13 protein-coding genes and 1 pseudogene are annotated in these 17950 nt (G+C 30.9%); 6 read left to right on the plus strand and 8 right to left on the minus strand.

The window, feature by feature from the left end:
* Window positions 1-430: T9SS type A sorting domain-containing protein (locus tag AC6CH4_RS25350; protein ID WP_498108016.1), on the minus strand; the 430-nt coding region annotated here is incomplete at its 3' end.
* 1469 nt (window positions 431-1899) lie between these two features.
* Here AC6CH4_RS25350 and AC6CH4_RS25355 point away from each other — a divergent pair.
* Window positions 1900-2295, plus strand: coding sequence for a plasmid mobilization protein (locus AC6CH4_RS25355; protein WP_498108018.1), 396 nt, complete (start codon window positions 1900-1902; stop codon window positions 2293-2295).
* On the plus strand, window positions 2280-3524 hold the full coding sequence (locus AC6CH4_RS25360) for a relaxase/mobilization nuclease domain-containing protein (RefSeq protein ID WP_498108020.1): 1245 nt from the start codon (window positions 2280-2282) through the stop codon (window positions 3522-3524). The genes AC6CH4_RS25355 and AC6CH4_RS25360 overlap by 16 nt, the downstream gene beginning before the upstream one ends.
* Window positions 3525-3590: 66 nt before the next feature.
* On the opposite strand, the gene AC6CH4_RS25365 is transcribed toward AC6CH4_RS25360, so the two are convergent.
* The 5 genes from AC6CH4_RS25365 to AC6CH4_RS25385 form a co-directional block, all read right to left on the minus strand.
* The gene (locus AC6CH4_RS25365; RefSeq protein WP_498108022.1) at window positions 3591-6701 is read right to left on the minus strand and encodes a type I restriction endonuclease subunit R; all 3111 of its coding nucleotides are present in this window, start codon (window positions 6699-6701) and stop codon (window positions 3591-3593) included.
* Window positions 6702-6708: 7 nt separating this feature from the next.
* Complete coding sequence (locus tag AC6CH4_RS25370) at window positions 6709-7884, minus strand: AAA family ATPase (protein WP_498108024.1); 1176 nt, start codon at window positions 7882-7884, stop codon at window positions 6709-6711.
* Window positions 7885-7893: 9 nt separating this feature from the next.
* Window positions 7894-9120 carry a restriction endonuclease subunit S gene (locus AC6CH4_RS25375; protein ID WP_498108026.1) on the minus strand — a complete coding sequence of 409 codons (1227 nt, stop codon included), beginning with the start codon at window positions 9118-9120 and terminating at the stop codon, window positions 7894-7896.
* Window positions 9117-10664, minus strand: coding sequence for a type I restriction-modification system subunit M (locus AC6CH4_RS25380; RefSeq protein WP_498108028.1), 1548 nt, complete (start codon window positions 10662-10664; stop codon window positions 9117-9119). Before AC6CH4_RS25380 ends, AC6CH4_RS25375 begins: the two co-directional genes overlap by 4 nt.
* A gap of 201 nt (window positions 10665-10865) precedes the next feature.
* Entirely contained in the window at window positions 10866-11372 is a 507-nt protein-coding gene (locus AC6CH4_RS25385; protein WP_498108030.1) for a hypothetical protein, read from the minus strand.
* 406 nt (window positions 11373-11778) lie between these two features.
* On the opposite strand from AC6CH4_RS25385, the gene AC6CH4_RS25390 reads away from it, so the two are divergent.
* The 3 genes from AC6CH4_RS25390 to AC6CH4_RS25400 all read left to right on the plus strand — a co-directional run bounded on the left by AC6CH4_RS25390 (window position 11779) and on the right by AC6CH4_RS25400 (window position 14720).
* On the plus strand, window positions 11779-12447 hold the full coding sequence (locus AC6CH4_RS25390; protein ID WP_498108032.1) for a hypothetical protein: 669 nt from the start codon (window positions 11779-11781) through the stop codon (window positions 12445-12447).
* A 224-nt stretch (window positions 12448-12671) separates the two neighbouring features.
* On the plus strand, window positions 12672-13643 hold the full coding sequence (locus AC6CH4_RS25395) for a hypothetical protein (RefSeq protein ID WP_498108034.1): 972 nt from the start codon (window positions 12672-12674) through the stop codon (window positions 13641-13643).
* Between the two features lie 159 nt (window positions 13644-13802).
* Complete coding sequence (locus AC6CH4_RS25400) at window positions 13803-14720, plus strand: DUF5677 domain-containing protein (protein ID WP_498108036.1); 918 nt, start codon at window positions 13803-13805, stop codon at window positions 14718-14720.
* A gap of 351 nt (window positions 14721-15071) precedes the next feature.
* Here AC6CH4_RS25400 and AC6CH4_RS25405 read toward each other — a convergent pair whose 3' ends face one another.
* Window positions 15072-16025: a hypothetical protein gene (locus AC6CH4_RS25405; RefSeq protein WP_498108038.1), complete on the minus strand. Its 954-nt coding sequence runs from the start codon at window positions 16023-16025 to the stop codon at window positions 15072-15074.
* A gap of 370 nt (window positions 16026-16395) precedes the next feature.
* On the opposite strand from AC6CH4_RS25405, the gene AC6CH4_RS25410 reads away from it, so the two are divergent.
* Window positions 16396-16860 carry a JAB domain-containing protein gene (locus tag AC6CH4_RS25410; RefSeq protein ID WP_498108040.1) on the plus strand — a complete coding sequence of 155 codons (465 nt, stop codon included), beginning with the start codon at window positions 16396-16398 and terminating at the stop codon, window positions 16858-16860.
* A gap of 660 nt (window positions 16861-17520) precedes the next feature.
* Here the strand turns inward: AC6CH4_RS25410 and AC6CH4_RS25415 are convergent.
* Window positions 17521-17950, minus strand: a pseudogene (locus AC6CH4_RS25415) (hypothetical protein); the annotation flags it as partial.

Raw genomic sequence — 17950 nt, forward strand, 5'->3', positions numbered from 1 at the left:
TTGACTCTGCATTAGTATAATGCAGCACTATGATATAAAGACCTGACGGGTAATGGCCAAAAGCAATAGTCATGCTGTTCTCCCTTGAAGCGGGCCGGTAAGCCCTAAGGAGCTGACCGTTTACAGCGAAAATTTCGATAGAATCCACCGTAATATTCTGCGCAAGCTGCCATTGCAGGTAGAGTTCTTCCCTGACCGGATTGGGGTAATACGAAATAACATCCTGGGCGGAGAATTTGAGTAAATCCTCCTCTGTCAGATCCTCAATTTCCTTAATTTCTTTGGCTGGCTTGCCCGTGGAGGAACACCCCGATAGGCACAACTCCCTTACAATCTGATTGCCTGCCATATCATAATCAAAGCTGAGCTTTGTCTGGGCATTTGAAATAATCACTGTTGCCAGGAAAATAAACAGGGTAATTTTTTTCATATATCTATAAGATTTGTTTCAGGTCAGGGATATTAATTGCAATTCACAAGTTTGGAATGAACTGCTCTTAAAAAATTTAGGATTGTGTGATTAGTCCATTTTTTCAATTGAATTCACTATAGAAAGATGCTCATTTCTAAGCATCTTTACCTCAACTTACGGATTCAATAAAATTAATTCCGAGAAAAAACTAGAAAAATGGGTATTAACCTGGATTTCAAATCTAAGGCAAGAATGAGAATGTTGTAGGAAAAAACAACACGCAAATATACATGTGTATCTAGATTTAATTTAATCAATTTATTTTAAACTTCTTAAGAAAATATATTGACCGAATATGAGTATGAAATAATTCCTTTTAAATAGTTATGACGTGTAAGCATCAGCTATATTATTGATTTAAATAATTAATTATAAACTCAAAAATGGATTTGAATCACATAATATATCAATCATTTGTAATTTCGCTCAAGACAATGTTTTCTGGGAGTGGTCTTCTCTTTTGCTTTTAATGGGCTAAGATCATTGATTTTTACTCTTATACACTAATATAGGCATGATGTAAAGCAGATGATCATATATTCTTTTTGAAATATTGTATAAAAACAATAAAATATCACACACAATACTATTATAAATTTGAAGATCAGAATTTACCAGAATTAGTACTAATAATTATTTAGAAGAAAAAACAATCATAAATAAGATTTTCTTTATTGTTTAAGAACACCTTCAAGTTGTTTATGTTATAAATAGAATAAATATTATAGTATTTCACTACTTAAACTGTAATCTAAAAAATTCATATTAAATTAATTAAAAATAAATTATTTACACACGTATATATGTGTGCTTTTTCTCATTAGATTACATTATTTCTTGATTATTTTTGCAGCAAAGTTTTTCAATTGAATTTAAGTGATATTAAATTCAATGATATTGTTTTTGATAAAGATGCTCTGCAATGGGCATCTTTTTTTGTTTATAGATTGGGTGATAACATCATTCTTATTTTATAAACAACAAGGATTAAATAAATTTAGTAACAATAGAGCTATAGCAGAAGCATAAGAATAGATACAATACTAGTGTACTTACACGAATCATATCTAGTAGGAATCAATTTGTTACAAATCCAAAAGAAAAAAATCGCCCTTCGGGACTTATAGCACTTCAACTGTCTATGTCCCATGCTCGAGCTGCTTTCTTTTTTTTCTTTTTCTTTTTTTTAATATTTGCTTGAATTTCACAATGCAGAGCTATCATAGTTAAAATATACTCCTGATAGGAATTATCAAAACTTCATTTTAATTTAGTATTAGACTTTTAAAAATTCGAAGACCACCTCGTTCCTGTGATCTGCAAGATGAACGGTTGTTAAACAACCGCCTATCTTGCCACCTATTACCTCGGAACTCGGTGGTGGAGACACTAAAAGAAAGAGAGTTTGAAAACAATGAAAATGAAAGATGATGAAAAGAGAAAATTCAAACAGAACACGAATCGTAGGACTACGATTCACTCCTTTGGAGTATGCCGAACTGGAAAAAAAATTTAAAGCAAGTACCTGCCGAAAATTAAGTGATCACATAAGAAGGCACTTGTTTAACAAACCCATTGTAACCACATACAGGAATGCTTCTTTTGATGATTATATCGAAGAAATAATGACACTAAACAACGAGCTTAATTCAATAGGAAATAACATCAACCAGATTGCCAAAAAGATGAATTCATTTAAGACTATATCTGAATTTAAAACACAGATGTTTTGGTTTGAAGTAGATAAAAAGAAGCTATTAGAAAAAATAGATGAAATTAAAATACACTCTCAAAAATTCTCAGAGCAATGGTTGCAGTTATAAAAACCAGTAATTCAGTACAGCGAATTTTAAACTACAATGAGATAAAAGTAAAAAAAGGAAAAGCAGAATGTATAAGTGCTATTAACTTTCCTCTGGAACTCGACAGGCTTAATTTTACTTTAAAACTTAATCGTTTTACAAAACAGGCTTCGCTTAACGAAAACGTTAAGCGAAACGCTGTACATATTTCCTTGAACTTTGATTCTTCAGAAAACCATTCCAAAGAAAAACTTAATGAAATTGCAAAAGTTTATATGGAAAAAATCGGATTTGGTAAACAGCCTTATTTGGTTTATCAGCATTATGATGCAGGACATCCCCATTTACATGTGATTACAAATAATATTCAAAGAGACGGAAAAAGGATTGATCTTCATTTGTTAGGGATTAGAAAATCAGAACCTGCCAGAAAAGAAATAGAAGAAACCTTTGGGCTTGTAAAAGCGGAAGGAAGAAAAATAAAAGAACAATTTTCTTTACAGCCAATTGCAAACCGCAAAGTAGAATATGGAAAAGCAGAGTCTAAAAAGGCTATCAATGGAGTTTTAAACAAAATTTTATTTGAATATAAATATTCAAGCCTTCCAGAACTCAATGCAGTTTTAAATCAGTACAATGTTCACGCAGATAGGGGAACTGAAGATTCAAGAGTTTTTAGAAACAATGGACTGCTTTATAAAATTCTTGATGAAAATTCTAAACCAGTTGGAGTGCCAATCAAGGCAAGTGACTTTTACAGCAAACCGACTTTGAAATTTTTAGAAGAAAGGTTTAAAGTAAATGATGTAAAAAAAGAATCACATAAAAACCATGTAAAAAATGCTATAAGACTCGCTTTCTATGACAAAAAAGTCATAACTCCAGAAAAATTAGCAAACTCTATTCAAAGTGAAGGCATTCATGTTGTTTTAAGAAAAAGTAAAGATGGACAGCTTTATGGAATAACTTATGTTGATCATAAAACACAATGTGTCTATAATGGAAGTAGCCTGGGGAAAGATTTCAGCGCAAAAGGAATTTTGGAACGCTGTGAACAAAGTATTTCCTATAATGGAAAATATCAAAATATATCAAGCTCAATTTCTCCAGAAAATACCCAAAATTTAGAGTCTAATGAGTATTTAAAAACGAAACCAATTGAATTATTAATGCGTGCCGAAAATATTAATGATTATGTACCTAAGCAATTTAAACAAAAGAAGAAAAAAAGAATTCGAAGAGGAATCTAAAAAATTAAGTTTGAAAGCCCTTTAACTTTGTCTCCAATTTTTGTTAGCACATCCACATTTTATAAATTAAAGTGTACCTCCAATTCCTTTAAACTTTTCAATCAATGCACTAATCTTTTGAAAAACGCTTTGTTTCTTCGTTAAATATTGTGGATGTAAAGGACTCATTTTTGGTAAGATGGAATTTAGTTCGGTACCATTATCGCTTGCATATTCGCGTTTTAATGAACTTGATATATAACGTTTTGCGGCTTCTTCGTTTAGGGTTTCTTCTGAAATTAATTCTGACACTTCTTTATTCTGTTTTTCTTGCGCATAAGCATAAAAGGAACCTAATATGGTAGGTTTGTCAGCAATCGTATCTAAATTCGTTTCATTAATATAATCTACAACTAAACTCTCTTTTGCTCTATTTCCAATACTTGCACGAATCATTCTTCGTATTTCTTCGATTAAATCTACCTTATTTTTTGTGTTATTATTATATTCAAAAATAAGTTCAAGAATGTAGTCTAAATTGATTTCCTGCGACTTAAGTAGATCTATTTCAAAAACTACATCATCCCAATCTATTGTTGATTCCTGTTGCTGCTTGCCGTTTTTCTCCCTTCTTAACCAATCACCAATGTCATTATATGTAGAACGATAATCTTGCGAAGCTCTTTCAGATAAAACATCAATATTTTTCATAAAATCAATTTCTTTATCCGTCAGAAAATATTTCTCTTTAAAATTTTGAACTTCTTCTGGATTATTTATGTCTACAAATTGAAATTCTTTTAAATTTGCAAACTCATCATAATTCTGTAAAATATTTTCTACCCTTAAATATTCGCCAAATAGTTTAGAAAACTCTTTTCTATCTTTTTCCTTAACTATTTGATCTGGATTAGGAAATTTTGTATTTAAATCGTTTACAATTTCAGTATAGCCTCTACGTGCTTGACCTGTTATAATATCCGTAAAACCATCTAGATATTCTTTATAACTTTTTTCGAGCACCACATTTTTGGTATTATTATCACCAAATAATGTAATAGCTTGTATTGTAGCTTGTTCTAAATCTCTAAATGTTATGATGTTTCCAAATGTTTTGGTAGCATCATATATACGATTGGTACGTGAAAAAGCTTGAATTAAACCATGATAACGTAAGTTCTTATCAACAAACAAAGTATTTAAAGTAGGAGCATCAAATCCTGTTAAGAACATACCTACTACTATAATTAAATCTATTTCTTTTTTCTTTACACGATTTGCTAAATCACGGTAATAATTTTGAAACTCCTTACTTTCAACACCAAAGTTGGTTTTAAATAACGCATTGTAATCATCGATGGCTTTGGTTAAAAACTCCTTTGCAGTACTATCTAAAGCAGTTGGCTCGAATGTTTCCTCTCCAATTTCACCTATTGCACTTTGCTCTTCGTTAGCTGCATAAGAAAAAATCGTAACAATTTTAAGTGGTTTATCACTTTGCTTTTGCAAATTGTTTAATTCTTCATAATATAATTTAGCTGCGTCTACGCTACTTACAGCAAACATCGCATTAAAACCTTTGTTACCTATTTGATTTCGGTGTGTTTTAATTCTGAAATTCTGCAAGATATATTGAGAAATTTCTGTTATACGAGCTGGATGTAAAAATGCCTTTTTATTTTCTGCTGCATTTAGTTTTTTCTCGTCTTTTTCTTGTTCAAAACGTTTAAACTGTGGTCTTACATCATTATAATCTACTTTAAATTTTAGAACTTTTTCATCTCGTATTGCATCTGTAATTACATAAGAGTGTAATTCTCTACCAAAAACCCGCGCTGTATCTTCAGATCCTAAAGAATTATATCCTGCAAAAATAGGGGTACCTGTAAATCCAAATTGATAAAACTTTTTAAATTTCTTTTTTAAGTTTTTTTGAGCTTCACCAAACTGCGAACGATGCGCCTCATCAAATATGAATACTACTTGTTTGTTGTAAATATCTAAATCATTATCTGCTTTCATCAGATTATTTAATTTCTGAATCGTCGTTACAATGATTTTATTATCTTCTTTTTCGATATTACGTTTAAGTCCCGCCGTACTATCAGAACCATTTACACTATCTGGTGAAAAGCGTTGGTATTCTTTCATGGTTTGGTAATCTAAATCTTTACGATCTACTACAAAGAATACTTTATCTATAAAATCAATTTGTGTTGCTAAACGTGCCGCTTTAAAACTAGTTAAAGTTTTACCGGAACCGGTGGTATGCCATATATAACCACCACCTTCTGTAGAAGACCATTTTTTTGCATGAAAGGCACCATTTATTTTCCATAAGATACGTTCTGTAGCAGCTATTTGATATGGACGCATAATTAATAATGTATTGCTTATATCAAATACAGAATAGGTAAGAATAACACTAAGCAACGTTTTTTTCTGAAAGAAAGTACATGTAAAATCTTTTAAATCTTTAATTAAAGAATTATCAGCCTTTGCCCAATTCATCGTAAAATCAAAACTATTTTTATTTCTCTCCACTGTATTTGCAAAATATCGTGTATCTGTACCATTGGAAATAACGAAAAGCTGTACGAATTTAAATAACGAATTTTCGGTATTTAAACTTTCTTTACTGTAACGATGTACCTGATTGAATGCTTCACGAATAGCAACTCCACGTTTTTTTAACTCTACTTGTACTAATGGTAGGCCGTTCACTAAAATTGTAACATCATACCGATTGGCATGTGCACCTTTCTGCTCAAATTGAGAAATAACTTGTACTTTATTACGTGTAATATCTTTTTTATCTACCAAATAAATGTTTTGAATGTGTCCATCATCAAATACAAAATCATAAATATGATTGTTATGAATTTTATTAGTTTTAGCCACCACACCGTCACTTGCTTTATTTAGATACTCTTCTAAAAAACGATTCCATTCTTTGTCCGTAAACTCCATATCATTCAACGCTTGTAATTGTGTACGTGCATTTGATAGCATATCAGCCAATGATTTGATGTATGTACGATTATCATAACCAAGATTAATTAAATCTTCTATGAATTCACGTTCTAAAGCTGCTTCTGTTTGATAACCATTTGAAGCTCCATTTAAACTGTTGTGTTTATCGTATTTATCTAATACAATAAAATTATTACTTTCGGCTATGGTATTATACTGTGGCATTATCTAATTAAGTTGTTACAGGTTCTACAACATCAATAGGTGTATTTACTACGTGATTATTGGCTGGAGCAGCTGTTTGAATTTCCTCTTTCCAATATTTGCTATCGACCAAGTGGTTCAATAAAAATTTAACTACCCCTTTTTCGGCTTCTGACGGTTCAGGCACCATTTCATTGGATAATGTAGAATGACTTGTAAATTGAATAACTCTATTATAATAAACTGTTTTATCATCAGGTAATAAATCAGACCATTTTTCATATCCTAAAAAGTTTGATGTTTTTTCATACAAATTACGAAGTAATATAAAATGATATTTTTCAATCGCATTATTTTTTACAGCTTCTTCAATTGTATCTTTCAAATACAGATGATAAGAAAAATTTTTATTAGAATCGCCGTATTTATTATCCAAATTATATGTCCCATCTTCATTTTTACTTAGTAAGTAACAAAATTTACTTCCCTTTAAATTTAACTCGTTATATAGCACATTATAAAATAAAGGATTATGAGTAGAAATAACAAAGTTTAATCCATTTGATTTTTTAATAAGCACAGCTAAGTTAACCGCCAATTCAATTAAGTGATTATCATCTAATGAACTAACAGGATCATCAATAAATACATACTTCAAATCATCAAAATCATGACTAGAACGATCGTCCTTTTCTGTATTCAATAATGCTGCAATTTGCTCTATTAGACTATAAAATATACACCAAACAAAGTTACTTTCTTCGCCTTTAGATATTTTAATGTTTGGAATAGAATTATCTCCGCCACTTTGAAAAGCAAAAGTAATTTCAGAAAAATCATCATTAAAAGATGGTGTTATTTTAGAGGTTGTGTAATGCTGAAAATTAGTCGTAATATTACCATCAAGATCTTCATCTTTTAAAAAAGTCAATGCCAAATCAGTAAAACCATTTGATCGAACTATTAACTTTCGATTTGTATCACTATCCAAATCATTATCCCAATAAAATAAATCCTCAGTAAACGCATTGTAATACAATACTTTTATATTATCATCTTCGTCCTGATTATTTTTCGGAGATACCAAATTTTTAAACTCGCGAGAAAGACGTGTTTTACCCGTACCATTAAAGGCATAGATTAATTGTACTTTTTTATTATTATCTATTAAAGTTTGTGCTATTTCGGGTAGTTTTTGACTCATGTTGACTTATTAATTTTCTTTTGGGAATGTTAATAATAGATTTCTGTAATATTCGTATTGTTTGTTTCTAAGATTTATTTCGTTTTTTATTTCTTTTATAATAAGTTGATTTGCACTATCGTATTCATCTAACAGATTTACAATTCGTCCTTGTTCTCCAATTGATGGAACTGGCACTTTAATTTTTGATAGGTCTTTTGTAGAAACATCCATTACTTTTGTGCCTTTTGCTAGTTTCTTTTTTTCCTTAAAAAATTCATTGATTTGAGTGTAATACACTAAGAATTTTGGATTTTGATCATGCTTCAAAATACATGCATGACCTCCTGTAACAATTTCATCTTCGCCTAACCAAGCAACAGCCTTACAAACATCTTCGACATTCTCACTAGTATTGGTTATAATTAAATCACCTTTATTTACTTTTTTTAATTTTTTTGCTAATTCTAAAGAAACAAATGACTTAGTTTTCGTTACTGATGTACCATAATATGTATAAATTTGACCATAATGGATGCAGCCTACTCCAGTATCTGTGAAATCAGATTTCTGTAATCCATTACCTCGAATAATTTCTCCTAATTCACCAAAGCTCTTCCATTCCACTTCTTTTCCTTCAAATCTTAATAACTGTTCACGATAATAATCATATTGCTTTTTACGTGAATCTATTTCCTCTTCTAAGAATGTGGTTAAAGCAAAATTTTGTTCACTTAAACTATCAAGAATACCGACTATTTCTAGTTGTATTTCTAATGATTTTTGAGGGTCATCGTGAAATGGGATAGGAATTTGAACGTTTTCAATATCAGATTTTTTTAAATTTGTTTGATCTATACCATTGTCCAATTTCAATAATTGAGGTGTTCGATTAAGGATGTAATTTAAAAATTTTGACAGTAATTGATTCTTTTCTTTAACACAAATTCTACCTATTCGTTGATTTAATGTATACTTATCGTCCTCTTTTACTAAATAAGTTTTCGCTAACGCTCTACCATTTGGTAAATCACTCATTACTATCAAAATATCATCTTTATGTACAGGACAGATTTGTTCATGTGATGATTTAATTACTTTGCCTTCAGTTGAAACAAATTTAGAATTTACAACAATGTATTTCCCATCTTCAGAAATAACTTTTTCATGTCCTTTGCCATTAGTAAAATATGCAACATCTTTTAAAGATCTCCACTCAACTGGAATATCCTTCAGTAATTCTTTTAATGTAATCATGCTTCAACCTCTTTTATAATATTTGCTATTGAGTTACGTAAGATATTAATTTTATTAACGGTAGTATTTATTTTAATATTTAGATCTTCTATTTTAATCATTTCTTGAGTATCTATGGCTTCTACATAAGAACTAACCGACAAGTTATATTCATTAGCAGCAATCATTTTGTTATCTAAAGTAACCGCCACATGGTCGATATTTTCTTTTTTATCGAAAATATTCATAATGGCTTCGATATGATTATCCTCCAACTTATTGTTATTGGTTACTTTCTTGAAAAATTCTTCACCCCTAGCATCAATAAATTGTGTTTTCGTCTCAGATTTATGTTTTGATAATACTAAAATATTTACCGCAATTGAGGTACCGTAAAATAAATTTGGTGCTAAGGAAATAACGGACTCTACATAGTTATTTTCTACCAAGTACTTTCTGATTTTTTGTTCTGCACCCCCACGGTAAAAAATACCAGGGAAACAAACGATAGCAGCTCTACCTGTTCCTGACAAATAACTTAAGGCATGCAATACAAAAGCAAAATCAGCTTTTGACTTTGGTGCCAGAACACCTGCTGGTGCAAAACGCTCGTCATTAATTAACGTTGGATCGTCTGAACCTTTCCAATTAACCGAATAAGGTGGATTTGAGACAATGGCGTCGAACGGTTGATCATCTAAGAAATGAGGATTCGTTAATGTATCTCCTAACGCAATATTGAACTTATCGTAGTTGACGTTGTGCAAAAACATGTTCATACGTGCTAAGTTGTATGTTGTATGATTAATTTCCTGTCCAAAGAAACCTTCTTCGATAATATGATCGTCAAAATGCTTTTTAGCTTGTAGCAATAATGAGCCCGAACCCGCTGCAGGATCATAAATTTTATTGACTTTTGTTTGTTTGTGTAAAGCTAGGCGTGCAATTAAATTAGACACTTCTTGAGGTGTAAAAAATTCACCACCTGACTTCCCTGCATTTGCTGCATAGTTGTTGATTAAAATTTCATACGCATCACCAAAAACATCTATTTGACTATCCTTGAATTTACCAAAATTAAATTTATTTATTTCACTTAATAATTTTGCTAAACGCTGATTTTTTTCAGCAACATTATTCCCTAAACGAGAGCTTGTTGTATCAAAGTCATCAAATAATCCTTTTATGTCTTGTTCTGATGGATAACCGTTTGCAGAATTTTGAATGGAATCAAAAATTAATTTTAAATCTGTATTCAAATTTTCATTGGTATTAGCTTTAGCCGCTACATTTGCAAATAATTGCGATGGATAAATAAAATATCCTTTTGTTTTAATAGCGTCAACTATAATCTCATTGGGAATGTCAGCATCTTTGAAATTTGCATAATCTACACTTTTATCACCAGCTTCAATATATTCAGTAAAGTTTTCACTTATAAAACGGTAAAAAAGAGTTCCTAAAACAAACTGCTTAAAATCCCATCCATCAACTGAGCCACGAACTTCGTTGGCAATTTTCCATATTTTAGCTTGTAATTCAGCTCTTTGTGCTGTACTTGTCATAATAATTATCAATTTATATTTTTATTGTGCATTTTCTTATGCACAATACTTTAACCTAAATAAACAACAAAAAATGACATCGTTTTTATCTATATACTTCATTTTAAGTCATTTATTATTTATCTTTTTAAGTAAAAATTAGAAAACGAAATTAGTTAAAATTTAGCTATGTTTTATTGGACAGATCATTAAAAAACATCACTATACTACATTAACGCTTTCTTCAGAATCGAAACAATAATCGAATAATTCTGCTGCTATTTTTTGAAGTTTTATCTCCTTCCATGGTTTAGGATTATTTAAAGGAGAATTGATGAATGCCTTTAATACTTCATCAATTATAATATTATGGAAACTAAACTGTAAATCATCAATTTCAATATAAGCACATTTTTCATTAGTATTAGTATCAATATAAAAATCGATATCGAATTGCTCTCTGTTATTAATAATATTATGGAATAACCATGATACTCTGGGTTTTAACATTCCATAATTAATGACTGCATCTTTTTCTTTGCTTTTAAATTCCTTTCGTTTTAAAGCTGCGTTGATTAAATTCATTGAAACTAAAACTTGAAATAGTTGATCGTTGTTTCTAGGCTTTGTTGCTATTATTGCTTTAGCTTTTAAAACTTTATTTAGAGTAATATCCGATATATGTTCTTCCTTACTTGCTAAGTCTATGATCTGGTTTAATTTCGGCATTTGTATTAATTAACGTTTTTTAAATAATTTGTGAGCTGATCTTGTACTTATCAATTAAATAAGTTTTGATTTGTAAACGACCAAAATTAACTTTTATAAATTGAATATAATGAATCATAGAAGTATTTATCCTATAGAGGCTCTATATCAATATATAATTGAAATCCACATTCATGTTAATACGAAAATTATACAATAAATTAAAAGCCTTTTATGATGTATAAACTTATTATTCTATATTTGAAAATAAATGAACCCTGACGTTTATCAGACATATCTACCCAATTGCTGGTTGAGATGTATTTTGTCAGAATGTATATACGAGAAATGTGTAGACTTAACGGACGCACTGAAAAATAAGAAAACATTGGAAACCACATATTAAGCAAAATAACAAAAAACAACTATGGAAATAATTTGGAAATTGACAGCTAAAAAAGAGATTATTGATTACACTAGCCTTGTAGTCAAAATTTCGAACGAACAAGACATTAATCTTCGGGACTTTACAGTCGAAGAAATTACTAGCGTTATTTATTCTTTCAGAGAAGAAATCATAGATCACATTTTGGAAAATGGCCTTTCTTCGCTCATTAATACAGTACCTCTTTTGGAGCATCTTGTTCCGAAAGGAGCAACTCAAAATACTATTGTCGACGCATTACATAAATATCTTGACAAGGTTGGCATTGATAATGAACTAATAGTTATTGATCCATATTTTTTTGCGCCGACAAGTGATATAACTTATATTTCAACTATTGACTTGACACTTGAAAAATATTTACCGCAAGTTGACACTTTACTCATAATTACTTATCCGAACAAAGTAGATGCCACTTTAAAGACAGCCATTGAAACGAATTTGAAAGCGAAAAAACCATCTCTCAACATTCTTCACAAAACATCTGACGAATATCACGATAGATTTTGGATTTCAAATAAGAGAGAAAGGGGAATTTTGACAGGAACTTCACTTAACGGATATGGAAAAAGATACTCTTTACTTGACAGGTTAAACACTTCTGATGTTAGAGATATTGTAAATTCACTTCAAAAATTAGGACTACTTTAAACTATTAAAATATAGTAAAACACATACTAATAAAAGAAAGCCAAATGCATAATAGTCGTTTGGTAAGATTGGGGTTTTAAGGTGAATTTAAAGCTGAATTTGTGTTTGGAAAATTTGTGTTTAACCGAAAAATCTCGCATCTTTATTGCCCAACCTCGACAAGCGTTATAACGTTATAGCTAATGGTACGAAGACCAAACTGCAAAACAAAAAACTAAAAAGCAATGACATTAAAAGAAGCCGTATTAAAAAGTTTAGAAGATATTAACGACATAACCAATTATTTAGCGGTTCTTAATCATATCGTTAACAAAAACTATTACGACTTTGGCGTTGCAAAAACACCTGGTTCGACAATTTCAGCAGTTCTGGGCGACTTCATTCGTAATGGCGACACTAGAGTAAAACGAATTAAACAAGACGGCGGAACATATTCCTACTATTTGACAAAAAACGAACAAAATATTGGTATCGAAATTTTGAGTGGAGACATCGAAATTGAAATATTAAAACCTACCAAAATAAATAAGTCAAAGACTTATGACGAAAGAGATTTACATAAACTTTTAAGCAGTTACTTAAAGAATACAGATACTTACTCAAAGACTATTTTTCATGAACAATCAAACGGAAAAGATAGTAACCAAATTTGGACACATCCTGATATGGTTGGAATTAAGTTCTTGAATTTGCAGACAAAAGTCAGTCAAAATTTTTTAAAATCTATAAATCGTGTTGACACTTTTAAGTTAAGCTCTTACGAGTTAAAAAGAGAAATAAACAGCGACAGTGAACTTAAAAAAGCATTTTTCCAAGCAGTTTCAAATTCAAGTTGGGCGAATTATGGTTATTTAGTAGCATTTGAATTTAGCGACAGTTTAAATGAAGAAATGGCTAGACTAAGTCAATCATTTGGAATTGGAATCATTGAACTTAACGCAAATCCATATCAAAGTAAAGTCCTTTATCCATCAGTATTTCGTGATTTAGACTTTAAAACTATTGACAAACTTTGCAAAATGAATAAAGAGTTTGAAAAATTCATTGAGCAGACAGAAAAATTAATGACAGCAAGTGAAAAATATGTTTCAGGTGCAGAAAAAGAACTTAATGAGTTTTGCGATAGTTACTTTGCCATTGACACGGAAGTAGAAACTTATTGTAAAGAAAAACACATACCTACAAACGACGAGTAATAAGAAACCACCGCCTATATAGCTACTACAACGCAATTGGATTAATGGAAAGTTGGTTTTGTATTTGGATGATTTGGAAAATCCGAAGAATTAATTTAGTCTCAAACCCGTTGTATTACCAGAACATTAGCGACAAGCTTAAAAAACATCTACCAATAAATGAAGTATCCAGTAATAGACAATATTTTGCCTAGAGAAAACAATCAGCAGTTGATGCTAGATAACGTCTCTAAACTCATTGATGAGGCAATTGATTTTGGAACCAATCTTCAGAAGTGGCAACTGGAAAAAAATTCAAATAGTGACGAAAACATCGTTCCTATATTATTTTTCAGAAATATATTGTCTGTTGCCGATGGAATTTCAGTCCTAATAAAAAATTCTTCGATTGACAATGCCAAATCGTTAGTTAGAGTATTAATGGAAAGTGTTTGTAGTCTTGAATATTTGCTTCAAGAAAATACTAAAAATCGAGCATTATCATACTTAGTTTGGAATGCCCACAGAGATCTAAAGTTTTTAGAACAACTCAATCCAAATACTGAATCTGGGAAACAATTTAAAGCAAAAATTGCTAAAGATAGATTTGCAAAAGATACTGAATTCAAAGAACATCCGGAATTTGTCACTGGAAAGGCAAATGCTGAAGGACTTCTGAAATTGCCTGACTATATCCCTGTAGAAGAGGAATATCAAAGAACTTATGCAAAAAAGAAAAACCCAAACTGGTTTACACTTTATGACGGACCGGCAGATTTTGAACAATTGTCTTCAAAAATAAATTTGGATGGATTTTATCAGTTACATTATCGTTCATATTCAAGAAACATTCATTCTACGAACGTTCATAAAGATGTGTTTTTTTCAAATGAAAATGGAACACAAGATATAATTCAGATTCGCTATTCCAAAGATTGCCTAGCGGTTTCTGTCGATACGATAAATTTTTTGATTGTGGCGTTTATGACTGTAATAGGTAAACTACTTCCTGAAAAAAATGACGATTACTTAAATTGGTATTTGGGTTTTAGAGACAATTATTGGAAATTACAGGAAGCTTCTCAGAAACAGAAATAGACAAGCCAGCCGCTAAAATCTTATAGAAATGAAACAGGTAAGATATTTGGCGATATGGAAATGGAAGATCAACTTATGACGTGTTATTTCTTTGTGTAGTATTGGAATAACAATTTTTATACTCTATGGGATCAGAATTCACATTGTTTAAAAAGTCTGATTGATTATAATGTTATTCAGCAAAGAATAGAGCAGATTTCTAATCTCACATCCGAAATAAATTAAAAAAGATTCGGAGAAATCTGAAGCTTTAGTCGTTTTAGCAGTAACGTGACTCTAACTAGCTGCAAAAATAGCCTACAATTAGAAATTAAATGTATTTCAGAATCTTTAAATCTTCAATTATTTTTATTAAAATGGTAAATCATCAGATTCAATGAAACTTTCTGAAGGAAGCGAAGATGTTGGTAGAGGAAGATTATTAACAATAAAGAGATTTAAAATATCATCTCTATCCATGAATAGAATTTGACTACGTTTTGAATAGTCTAATTTGCCGCCTAGCCAGTTCTTAGCTGATTTAGTTATTTCACCGCCAGCAACTATAAAAGCATGATCTACTAATACTTTTTTACCGATTTCTGGGTCAAAAATTTCGTGACCCAGCATCATTAAAACTTGATTATGAATTTCACTAATATTTGCGTTGCTCCCCTTAGTCATTCCTGCAGCATCAAGTTTACCTTTTTTTACTTGTATTCCAAAATATAACCAATGCTGAGTTGGAAGAATAAATTTCATCCAAATATCTTTACCATATTCTAAAGATTTATCTTTATGTCCAGCTACTGAAATTTTATAAAAGCCCAATTGTCGAAATAATGGCATCAATATCTCTTCAATTAAACTATCTTCTGAACATTTATCCAAATACTTAACAAGTATTTCACGTCTTTTTGCTTCTGCTGTGCTAAATGGGCGGTGTGGACTTGCAGAAGGTTTTAAAATTTTTTGAGATGGAATATGTTTAATGTAACATTTTTTATCCTCTCCATAAAAGACTTCGAAGTTTTCTCTTAATAATGCATTATTAAGTTCTTCTAGTGCATTTAATCGATTTTTATCTTCGTTAAATGCATTAGATTGATCCATGAGCACTTGAATAACTCTACAGAAAGTTTCAGAAGGCATGTCGTGACCAGTGGAAGGTTCTTTTAATATTTCAATTAAGGTTTCAGCAACCCATTTTGGTCTTGTTGAACCATCATGTGCAAACTCGGTATCTGCATCTCCAAAGAATTCCGTTAAATAAAAACTACTTCGATAAATAAAAATATGATATTTGATTATCCTTGCTATCCCCACAGATCATTTTTGCGATCTGATTAATTGTTCGTGCTTTAAACTCCATATCAACATGTTTTATCGTTGAGGCTAAGTTAAGAATTCATAATACAACTATGTAGCAAAAAATGATATAGATAAAAATTAGTATCACTTGGGATAATCATAACTTTTGTAATAAAATAATGCCTTTTCGAACCTAAGCCAAAGAGTCCATTATTCTTTTAAAATCTTATTTAATTTCGTCACAAAGTTCGGGAATCGCCTGCGGGCGCTAGCAAAAAATTCCCCCATAAATGCAGGAAAAAATTCCTGCTTTATTGCGTTGCTTTTTGCGCTTGCTGAGCCATTCCCAGCGAATGTTCCATAATTAATATAAAATATAGAAACTATGGAAACTTTAAATCAAAACTGGCAGACTGTATCTGAAATTGAACTTATCTACAAATCAAAAGTAAAAAACTCTGAAAGACCGCAAATCAAATCTTCAAAAGATGCATATAAGCTAGTCCTTTCAGCTTGGGATTATAATAAAATAGAATTCTTTGAGCAGTTCAAAGTATTACTTTTGAATCAAGCTCACAAGGCACTTGGAATTTACGAAATCTCTTCTGGAGGAATTGCAGGAACTGTTGTAGATCTTAGATTAATATTCTCAGCAGCTCTTAAAGCAAATGCTACATCTCTGATGATGATTCACAATCATCCTTCAGGAAACCTCACAGCCTCTGAAGCAGATAAACACATAACTCGAAAAGTAAAAGAAGCTGGTAGACTTCTTGATATTACATTATTAGATTCATTAATTATAACTACCGAATCTTATTACTCCTTTGCAGATGAAGGCGCTTTATAAGCGCCTTTATAACTATTTTTATCTTTAAAAATTTCCAAAAAAGTTAAAGATTTTTCAATATCTATTTTAAGATGCAAGAGAAATAATCATGTAATAATCTTCAATGAAGTGGTTAGATAATTGAATGCTTCCCGCTAGTAAGCAAAATTAAGAAGCTATTTTATAGCGCTCTTTAGTTCTACAAAACTTTTTTTTTAAGCAACAGTTTATTCTATTTATATATACTAGCGGGAACCTGACTCTAACAATAACGTTATTAACTTCGAATTAGAAATTAGACTTCATTCAAAATTTTAAATCCCCAAGTAAATCGCTGAAATTCTGTACCGTCAAAGTCGCATAAATCAAAATCCTTAAACGCTATAAGTTAATTAATAAAAAAAAGTGATTAGATCATATTGTTAGGAAATGATTGTAAGCGCTTTAATGACCAAATAAATATCAACCAAAAACAAATGTACTGTTGAACTCTTTCAAGAAGAGATCAAACAAGCTAAAGATGAAAACATTACAGACTCAACAGTATCTATATATTGTTTTTCTCTTCAGTTACTACACAAAAATGTTCTATTAGGAAATATTCTTGAAATAAACTATCCGATAAACTCAAGATTACTGCTTTTGAGACAACTTGATCCCAGCAAAAGATAGTGATGTAACTTAATTGGTCTTAAAACTCCATATCTGCCCCTTAGTCTGGCTTTCGTGGTTATCTTTCACTACAACCTGCCAAAAATACGCTGTATTGGGTTTCACGCTAACATCTGGTATCCTTGGCATAGCATTATCTGTAGCTATTTTTTCTGTTGGGGGATTTGTAGTGCCAAAATACACATCATAAACAAGCGTATCGCCGGGATCCGGATCCATAGCACTCCACTCAAGGGTTACAGCAGCGGTATTTTGAACAAGCTCTGCCATAGGCTGCAATAGTTCGGGGGCAAAAGGCAAATGATTTATCTTTGGATCACCAGCCGTATAAAAGCTTCTGATAGCGGAGTACCCACCCGAGAGTCCTTTACTATCGGTGGCTTTTACCCTCCAGTAATAATGAGCATTTTTTTCCAGTACAAGCATCTGATCGGTAAGC

The sequence above is a fragment of the Flavobacterium sp. GQ95 genome, from assembly GCF_059758655.1.